At 35.9% G+C, this 8,890-nt stretch carries 8 protein-coding genes and 1 pseudogene; 5 read left to right on the top strand and 4 right to left on the bottom strand.

The window, feature by feature from the left end; translation table 11 throughout:
• Nucleotides 1-528 (bottom strand): annotated as a pseudogene (locus tag QVB70_RS10845) (mRNA surveillance protein Pelota); the annotation flags it as partial.
• Between the two features lie 306 nt (nucleotides 529-834).
• Between QVB70_RS10845 and QVB70_RS10840 the strand changes: the two are divergent.
• The 4 genes from QVB70_RS10840 (at nucleotide 835) to QVB70_RS10825 (ending at nucleotide 3,834) form a co-directional block, all read left to right on the top strand.
• On the top strand, nucleotides 835-1,410 hold the full coding sequence (locus tag QVB70_RS10840) for an exosome complex RNA-binding protein Csl4 (RefSeq protein ID WP_287586015.1): 576 nt from the start codon (nucleotides 835-837) through the stop codon (nucleotides 1,408-1,410).
• A 97-nt stretch (nucleotides 1,411-1,507) separates the two neighbouring features.
• Nucleotides 1,508-2,149 carry a DUF2067 family protein gene (locus tag QVB70_RS10835; protein WP_287586013.1) on the top strand — a complete coding sequence of 214 codons (642 nt, stop codon included), beginning with the start codon at nucleotides 1,508-1,510 and terminating at the stop codon, nucleotides 2,147-2,149.
• A 46-nt stretch (nucleotides 2,150-2,195) separates the two neighbouring features.
• Complete coding sequence (locus QVB70_RS10830) at nucleotides 2,196-3,425, top strand: RRXRR domain-containing protein (protein WP_287586010.1); 1,230 nt, start codon at nucleotides 2,196-2,198, stop codon at nucleotides 3,423-3,425.
• A gap of 121 nt (nucleotides 3,426-3,546) precedes the next feature.
• Nucleotides 3,547-3,834 carry a DNA-directed RNA polymerase subunit L gene (locus QVB70_RS10825; RefSeq protein ID WP_287586007.1) on the top strand — a complete coding sequence of 96 codons (288 nt, stop codon included), beginning with the start codon at nucleotides 3,547-3,549 and terminating at the stop codon, nucleotides 3,832-3,834.
• Nucleotides 3,835-3,868: 34 nt separating this feature from the next.
• On the opposite strand, the gene gatC is transcribed toward QVB70_RS10825, so the two are convergent.
• Nucleotides 3,869-4,156 carry an Asp-tRNA(Asn)/Glu-tRNA(Gln) amidotransferase subunit GatC gene (gene gatC / locus QVB70_RS10820; RefSeq protein ID WP_287586004.1) on the bottom strand — a complete coding sequence of 96 codons (288 nt, stop codon included), beginning with the start codon at nucleotides 4,154-4,156 and terminating at the stop codon, nucleotides 3,869-3,871.
• Between the two features lie 361 nt (nucleotides 4,157-4,517).
• On the opposite strand from gatC, the gene QVB70_RS10815 reads away from it, so the two are divergent.
• Nucleotides 4,518-5,093: a hypothetical protein gene (locus QVB70_RS10815; protein WP_287586002.1), complete on the top strand. Its 576-nt coding sequence runs from the start codon at nucleotides 4,518-4,520 to the stop codon at nucleotides 5,091-5,093.
• 3 nt (nucleotides 5,094-5,096) lie between these two features.
• On the opposite strand, the gene QVB70_RS10810 is transcribed toward QVB70_RS10815, so the two are convergent.
• Both QVB70_RS10810 and QVB70_RS10805 read right to left on the bottom strand, forming a co-directional pair.
• Entirely contained in the window at nucleotides 5,097-6,161 is a 1,065-nt protein-coding gene (locus QVB70_RS10810; RefSeq protein ID WP_287586000.1) for a histone deacetylase, read from the bottom strand.
• A gap of 180 nt (nucleotides 6,162-6,341) precedes the next feature.
• Nucleotides 6,342-8,890, bottom strand: a 2,549-nt coding sequence (locus QVB70_RS10805; protein ID WP_287585997.1) for an LAGLIDADG family homing endonuclease, incomplete at its 5' end; no start/stop codon positions are given.

Raw genomic sequence — 8,890 nt, 5'->3', positions numbered from 1 at the left:
TTGTTCGTATTGCTTAGCACTTGCTTTTCTTGTAATACTATGGTGAATATTAGCATGAATAGTCGTTGCATACTCACCCAAACTAGCCACACAAGCTTCTCCTGTCTCTATAGCTACAATTAAAATAGGAGGTCTTTTTATTTGTTCAACGGCTTTTTTCAGACGTATTAACATATACTTAGGCCAAAAGTCTTTTCTTAATTTAAAACGAGTTCCGACTTCTAGATTGATTGTATGATAATCTCCTAAGGAGATAAGATCTTGCGGTCCTGCAACTATTTTTCCAGTTACACGTAATCTATTTGAAAAACTATGATAAGAAACTTTTTCGACTTGGATCTCAAGGAATATGGGGCGTCGCTCACCCTTATCAGAACCCTCATCAGAATCCTTTTTTTTAATTCGTCTTGTAGTTCTAGCAGATAAAAAATCTCCAAAAAGAATAATATTGTAACAAACCCAAAGGTCGTCTAGATTTTCGACTTTTATTTCAATAGTACCCCTTTTATCCAATTTTTTTGTTCGCACAACATTCACATCAAAAATTTTGCTACCAAAGACTATGGAAGTGATTAGTAGAAAAATATATCGACATGTAGAGCAAAAAGAGAGTTTACCAGATTAATAATATTTGTAAGGTTTTTTTCTAAAATTAAACTGCATTGTCATACACGAAGGAAAAATTGAAAAATGCAGGATAATGTGAAGTATCCAGAAAATGGCTTATGAAGGAATGGATAGCTACCTTATTACAGCTTTTACGATTTTCATATTCTTTAAACTGTTTTATGTTAGGATTTAGAGAATTTAGATTCAGTTTCAGGAGGTAAATAGATGAAAGTTAAAGAACAAATCAATTCTGGAGATTTAGTAGTACCTGGTGATGTACTAGGAGTAATTGAAGAATTTATTGCCGATAGCGGGACGTATGAAGAAGGCGGATTAATTTTAGCGAGTATAATTGGAAATGTTAATGTCAATACAAAGACAAAACGAATTTCAGTCATCGCAAAAAATAATAAACCAATCACTCCTGTTAAAGGGGCAATCGTTTATGGCAAAGTTTCAGATGCCAAAAAGCAACTTGTCGATCTTACGATCGGAAAGATCGATTCCACTGAATTACATACCCCAGTGACTGGTACGTTGCATATAAGCTGCGTAAGTGAGAGCTACACTGAGAACATGACCGATGCATACCGGATTGGTGATATTGTAAAAGCACACGTTGTAGACGACAAAAGACAACCATGCTATATATCAACTGTTGGACACCAATTTGGTTGTATATTAGCAAGATGTACAAGATGTGGGGCGTATTTACAAAGAAAAGGACGATCAACATTGAAATGTATGGATTGCGAGAACGTCGAACGACGTAAGATTTCTGAGGATTATTTATCGATTTGAGCTTGCAGTGACTTAAAACAAAAATAAGTGCAAATGCTAATGCTTAACATATATTTTATTTTTCCTTTAAACGGTCAGGCTCAAGAGAGTGAAATGATTGGCAAGGACATACAAGAAGGAAATGGTAATAAGGGTTAGCAATAACGAAGAACGTGTTTTTTTTATTAACCAGCTTGAGAGAATAAAAGTTGTAGATCTATATCTATCTGCAAAGCCGGGTTACATTCGTTTGCGCCTTGCAGGATCGCGCGAAAACGTTAAGCTCGCTATCTCAGAAATTAAACATATACAGAAACAAACAAAGGGCCTGCTTTATCCAGATAGGCAGGGTTTATTCAATTACGAAATAGGTTTTCTATTTCGTGAAGCAGGAGCAACGATTCGGGTAGAATTACTTCGAAAACTGCTTCAACACAAAGGGTATAAAATAGATAGTTCCACTTCAGATTTCATCAAAAGTGATGCCCCACTTCAGGTAATAATTGACTATATTCATAGTTTAGACTCTTTGATAAGAGAGACTGATGTTTTTATTAAACCAAAAGTTGTCCGTGAACAATTAGCAGTTCTTGCGGTAATAAGTGATTTAGACCTATTTACAATCCTTGAACGTGCTTTAGAATCCGGAATGATCAGAAAAGATAAAAAAGAAGAGGATCGATATAGTTTTGCAGTCAACATAAACAACTTTTTAAAAGCATTCGTAAGCAATCATATAGACGATAACGAAAGCATCTAGTTCGTCATATTTGTCAATTACCCCGCCCTGAAGGACGGGGCTTGGGATGGTGATACCAACGCAAGAATTGACTAGACTAAGTTCTGCAAGAACTACGTGTATTGGGCTACAAGAATGGCTGGATGCCTCCCTAGTTCAGCCCACTTCGGAAGAATCACTCAATTCCACGTCTACCACTAATAGACTACGCCCGATATACCTTGTCGAAGGGAAACACGACTCTGACAGGGAGACCGCAATCGGTAGAGTTCCTGTCATCAGCAAAAATGGCACCCCATTAATGCCCTGTACATCTTCGAAAGCCAGAAAACTCTTAGCACAAAATAAAGCCACTAAGAAACGCAACAAACTGGGCTTATTCTATATCCAGTTACATTTCGATCCTAAACTCCCCGTCACACAACCACTGGCCATCGGCGTAGATCCGGGCACGAAATTCGAAGGCTTCTCAGTCGTTGGAAATGTTGAGACCGTAGTCAATATTATGTCTGAGGCGGTAACTTGGGTGAAAAAGAAGGTGGCACAAAGGCGAAATGCACGAAGGACGCGAAGAAAAAGAAAAACTCGCCGAAGGAAATGCAAGAAAAACAGATTAAAAAACCAGACAAGAATACCGCCTTCAACCAAAGCCCGCTGGGATGCCAAACTGAGAATTATCACTCAATTATGCACAATAATCCCTATCAAATATGCGGTGGTAGAAGATATTAAAGCTGTTACAAAGAACTATCAGAAGAGATGGAATACCAATTTTAGCCCATTAGAAGTAGGTAAGTTGTATTTCTATACTGAACTCCAAAAACTGAAGCTAACCGTAATACTAGCGCAAGGCAACGAAACAAAGAAGTTGAGAGAACTATTGGGATTAAAAAAGAAGAAAAGTAAATCAAAACCGATATTTGAGACCCATTGTATAGACGCTTGGGTAATAGCCGCCGCCATAACCGGAACACAATATCCTACCACAAAAAGTCTGTACTATGTAACTCCGTTACAATTCCACAGACGCCAATTACATAGGTACAACTGTTCACAAGGAGGCATACGAAAGAGATACGGCGGAACAATCTCATTAGGGCTAAAACGCGGCACATTAGTAAAGCATAGCAACTATGGGTTATGCTATATAGGCGGGTATACCCACAACAAGCGATTAAGCCTGCACAGTGCAGAGACTGGTAAACGTCTGACACAAAACGGTAAGAAAGAAGAATGTACTATACTCACACGCATATCGTTTAGAACGCAATTCCTCTCCCCCGTAAACAGGGAGTAACCTTGCGTCATATTTATGAATAGTTGATTAAAGTCATATTAAGAAGAATTTCATGAATTACAGAATTTTTATGGTCATTCTTATGTCACTCCTTATTGAAGGGCATTAGTAGGTGATGGAAATGAAAGTAAATATTTTAGATATGAAGATAAAGAGCAATAGTCTTGAATTTGAAATCGAAGGTGAGGATCATACACTGTGCAATGCATTACGAAACATATTACTAGAGGATGATAATGTAGAATTTGTTTCATACAAGATTGAGCATCCAACTCATGCAAATCCAATCTTCTATATTAAAACAAATGAACAGAAAACACCAACTGAAGCACTTATTGATGCTTCTGACAAACTGTCTGAGCTTTGCAATGAAGTACTAACTAAATTTCAAGAGGCTGTGAAATCTTAAGAGGCTATTTTTTTACAAAAAAAACGGTAACTCATCAATCGAACAATTTTGGTGCTTTAACAAAGTTCTTTTCTGTTTTTGGAGCATTCTTAAGCGTTTCGTCGCTTGAAAGCGTAGGTTCTATGTTATCATCTCGAAACCTATTCTTAATATCAACTACATGAAAAGTAGGCTTAATCAATGAGATATCAATCTCATCTAGTTGATGAAAGAATTGCAAAATTTCATTGAACTGTTTTGTGAATTGTTTCTTTTCTTTTTCCGTGATTTTTATTTTTGCGAGTTCTGCAATATGCTCCACTTCTTTTTCTGATAAACTCATAGATTTAACCTACTATACTCATATCTACATTGCAGTGGGAAATGGGTGATGGTGGGGCCGCCAGGAAATTCAAATAAAGACAATGAGTCCCTATTTTTTGAACCCAGGATCTCCCGCGCCCCGGGCGGGAATCATACCATGCTAGACCACATAGAGCCCATATTCTTTGTGAATAGGGGTGGCCCCAGTAATCAGCCCCATATTTAAGATTATATAGAAGTGCGTACTTATGGCAAAATGTGGGTATATTTAAGGATTTTTATTTGATATGAGATTTTTCCTACTCATTCGTGAGTAGAAACACAAACTTTATTAGGCAACTTCTATCTCTGCTGCTTCAAGAATTTAGGATGTATTACTTATGGGCACAAAAGTATATTATTCCCCCACTTTAGAAATTGCTGGCGCGGCATTATTTGGTGCATTATCAATAGTAGTTTCATTTTCCGCTGCTTTTATTCCAAGATTACCATGGGGCATCGCTCTCTTTGATCCAATCAGCATTGTCTGGATGGTCTGCTTTCTGATTTTTGGTATTCGTTCAGGGATAATCTGTAGTGTAGCAGGAACCATGGGTTTAATGTTTTTTGACCCATTTGCCCCTATTGGACCATTTATGAAGTTAGCAGCTACACTTCCAATGATGATAATTCCATATTTAGCATTAAGAATCACGAAAAAAAATGAATCGTGTTCTGGGAGCGACTTTGCCTCCACAAAACTTTGGTTTGGTTCTGGAATAATCGCAACTCTTGTAAGAATTGCTATAATGCTTCCATTAGTTGTAGCTGTCGTTGGTTTGCTTTTTGGAACTCCTTTGATGGAAATTGTAGTATATGTATTGATACTGAATACCGTGCAATCAGCATGGGATATTATAGTTCCGTGGATTATTGTATATCCTACAAAAATCTATGAGAAGTATTGTATTTGGTGAAATTTAGAAGTTCCAAAACGCAGAGAGAGAGTTCTTGAGTTTTGCTACAATTTTTTGGGTGTATTCATAATTAATATCGTGATTCTCTTCTGGAGGTGCTTCTTCGACCTCAATACCAAGCCCTGCCATCTCAGAAATAGAAATTAACACACCCATCTGTAAACCTCTTTGACTGTATCCTCCCTCAAGCGCTGTAACAAAAGCATTATTTTTGCATTTTGTTGAAAGTTCTTTAACAGTACGGAAAATTTCTTTGTAAGCATATGTTGTTAATGCCATATGTGTGAGAGGATCACGATAGTAAGTATCATAGCCCGCAGAGACTAAAATGAACTCTGGTTCGAATTGATCAATTATAGGAACAGCAATTTCATTGACAGCATAGAGATACGGTTCATCAGTTGTTAAAGGGCGCAGAGGAATGTTTACATTGTACCCAAGACCTTTTCCAACTCCAAGATCTTCAATATAGCCCGTTCCAGGATAACAAGTCAACGGATCTTGATGGAGTGAGATATATAGCACTTCTGATGAATCGTAAAAAATGTCTTGCGTTCCATTTCCATGATGACTATCAATATCCAAAATGGCAACTCTATCCATTTCATGGTTTTTCAGAAGATAATTCGCCGCAATAGCAACATTATTGAAAAAACAGAACCCCATTGCTCTTTTTTTCGTCGCATGGTGTCCAGGAGGGCGTATTATTGCAAAAGAGTTTTCAACTGTTCCTTGAACACATTGTTCGACAGCTTCTATTACACCACCTGCAGCAAGTAACGCTATCTCAAAAGTTCTTTGTGATGCTACTGTATCTGGGTCAAGATAACCTCCACCTTCTTCTGATGTGTGTTTCACAAGCTCGAAGAGTTTTTCAGAATGTACGGCTAGCACATCTTCTGGAGTTGCTGTTTTTGGCTCAATTAATTGAATTAATGGATTAGCAAACACATTATATTCATCTAAAATTTGCTTAATCAAAATTAGTCTTCTTCTTGCTTCAGGATGGGTAGAGCGGGTAGGTATATGTTCAAGATATTCTGGTGAATAAACGATTCCTGTTGTCACAGATTCCACCATTTACAATAGTTTGCTAGGTGAAAACTTTCCAAATACATAGAAAATGGTATTAAGAGAGTATTTCTTCAATAGGAGACACTATTTAATAAATTTATGATAAACATTACTATAAGGATTATTTTTTAGGTTCTTGCAAAATACAAGATTTCTATTGAGATGAACAAAATATTAGAAAGAAGTTAAACGAGTTTGACTAGGTTTTTTATTTTCGATTTCTTCTGGTGCTAAACCTGATGTATCGAATTCACGTCCTATTTGTTGAAAGATATCTCTAAGAAGCGATTTACCTAGAGTTGGTATATTTAACAACTTCTTAATCGGAGCTTTTTTGAGATCTTCTATTGTTTTAATTCCGTTTTTATACAATAAACGCCCTCTTTTTCTCCCAACACCTTTAATGTTGACTAATTCTGCAAGTTCTTCTTTTATGCCATATTTTACTCTAGTTCGGAGAGTTTTAACTAGTTTTCGTGGTTCTTTTAACTTGAAAAGTTTTGCTATCTCTAGGGTTGCATAAAGCAACCAATCTGCTGCTTCTGTCAAATTAAATAAATCGCCAGAACTTACAGAATAGCGCATAGATAAATCTTCTTCCTCTACTTCATCAATCCAGTCAAGTAATACTTTGGCTGTCTTAATATTGGACAAAAAAAACTCAAAATCGGGATCGTATTCATCTGGTACATCGATTAACAATTCATTATAGTTATCCTCTACAAAGAACAACATTTCAGCGTAGTCTTTCTTTCTCAGATAGAACTGAAGCATGTTTGGCGTTGAGCAAATGAGGTGAAGGAGACCTAAATCGGTTAAAGTTCTGTCTAGCGAATCTTGAAGTGTGTTTTTGATTATAGCACCTGAATAGGGATCTATGTAAAGATTCGAAACCCGTTTACCAAATTTGGTTGGAATAATTTTCCCATTCTTATATTCAATCAACTGCTCTGTAATTAAAAAGCCAATCACATCAGAAATTATTGATGAAATTTCTTCCATTGAGTATTGATGACCATAAAAGGTACTCTCTAAAAACTTGTAAATGTCACCCTCTGTATCAACAAAACCAGTGGCAATAATACCTAAAAGATGACTTCTCAGAGAAGATAGCGCTGCAAGTTTTGAGGTAATTCTTTCAGTATCCCCTTTTATATAGCGTTCCATTAGTTCATCTTTTTCTTCTTCTGACTTGGAAATTAGAATGGCTTCGCCAACAGTATCAAACTTTGGTCTTCCAGCTCTACCTGCCATTTGTTTATACTCTAATACAGGTATTTCTACTAGGTTTCCCAATCTTACTCTACTAAAACTGTATCTCTTATAATCTCTTATTACAACTCGTCTTGCTGGAAGGTTGAGACCTGCTGAGTTATGAACAATAAACCCGTTTGCTACAAACAGATGATCATTTTCAGGAAGATTTGGTAAAACAATATCGAAAACACGTTGGCTTGATTTGACATACTTAATTTCTCGAATGATATCCCAAAAGATATCACCATAAAAATCATTAGTTCTCCAGTTACCTCTTATTTTACCTTCAAATCTTGTTCCACATAAAGGACAATGTTTTAAATTGAAAAAATCATCGAAATTTCTATCGTTAACAAGAAAATTTGTGAAAATCCATTTACCGATTTCATTAAGACTCCAAAACCACTCGATCTTGCTAACACTACCAATCTTCCGTTTATTGATTAATTCATAATGTTGGTTTATTCGATTATCTTTCTTTCTAGGTTTTTTACCTAAGATTTTCTCAATTTCATTTGACCCAAGTTCCCCTTGCTTACCCAAGAGACAGATTATTGAATGCTTTAATTCTCCCCATTCTTTCTGTTTCTCGGTTCGGCCAGAAAAAAGAGATCTAAAAATCTTATAGTTACATTTTGAACAGGATATATGCAGAACATTTGATTTGATTTTTGCTATTAATGAACTAAGTTCTTTTTGTTTTCTCGAAACATTGAACTTAATATAATTGTGAAAGTCTAATAAACTCTGTGTCTGAGCGATTATTAGTTCATAACATGGTTTTGTTTCATATTCCTTTTTATGAAGTTTTATTGAACTACCTTTTCGTTTTCTAAGACGGCTTACTATTCCAAATCTCAGAAGTAGTTTTTTTACTTGCTTCACAAGCTTTTCTGATGTATTACTAAACCCTATGTTTCTTCCTTTGTTGACATATCCGTCACTATCAAAGAGACCACTTAGCAAAGAAGATGTTTTTTCTAGATTCATTTTCATAAGAGCAGAATTAATATATTTCTGATCTCCTTTTTCAACTCCGCATCTAACTAAAAATTCTCGAAACCATTTGTTTTTCCCTAAAATAAGCATAGGTGTGTCGAATGAGTTTATTGATTTCCTGCAACTAATATTCAGTTTATAACAGACCTTTTCTACATGTGAAAATATTTCATCATCTAATCCAACAATTGATGGTGAGCCTTTATAAAAAATTAAACCTTCTTTTGTTTCTGCACCAGAGTAACCATCTCCCAGCATCAGTCCAACAAAGTATGCTAAATCGTGATCAATTTCGTGTTTAGTAACGTTATGTCTGTTATCTATAACAAAATCATCGATATTACAATAATAAGTTTCCTTGAGGGATAATTTCCCTATTGTGGCAATTTTATCTGTTTTGACAATTTGACAAGCTTGAATAATCATTGGCCGATTATTTCTTTTAACTAGCATTTTGTGGTTAGGAG

Source organism: Candidatus Borrarchaeum sp. (assembly GCF_019058535.1).
In the GTDB taxonomy this organism is placed as follows: domain Archaea; phylum Asgardarchaeota; class Sifarchaeia; order Borrarchaeales; family Borrarchaeaceae; genus Borrarchaeum; species Borrarchaeum weybense.
The sequence above is the reverse complement of the archived record's forward strand: the minus strand, read 5'-3'. Positions and strand labels throughout refer to the sequence as shown.

Excerpts from the sequence above, each read along its gene's own strand:
- QVB70_RS10840 (WP_287586015.1), top strand. The coding sequence starts at position 835 with ATGAAAGTTAAAGAACAAATCAATTCTGGAGATTTAGTAGTACCTGGT.
- QVB70_RS10830 (WP_287586010.1), top strand. The coding sequence starts at position 2,196 with ATGGTGATACCAACGCAAGAATTGACTAGACTAAGTTCTGCAAGAACT.
- QVB70_RS10825 (WP_287586007.1), top strand. The coding sequence starts at position 3,547 with ATGAAAGTAAATATTTTAGATATGAAGATAAAGAGCAATAGTCTTGAA.
- gatC (WP_287586004.1), bottom strand. The coding sequence starts at position 4,156 with ATGAGTTTATCAGAAAAAGAAGTGGAGCATATTGCAGAACTCGCAAAA.
- QVB70_RS10815 (WP_287586002.1), top strand. The coding sequence starts at position 4,518 with ATGGGCACAAAAGTATATTATTCCCCCACTTTAGAAATTGCTGGCGCG.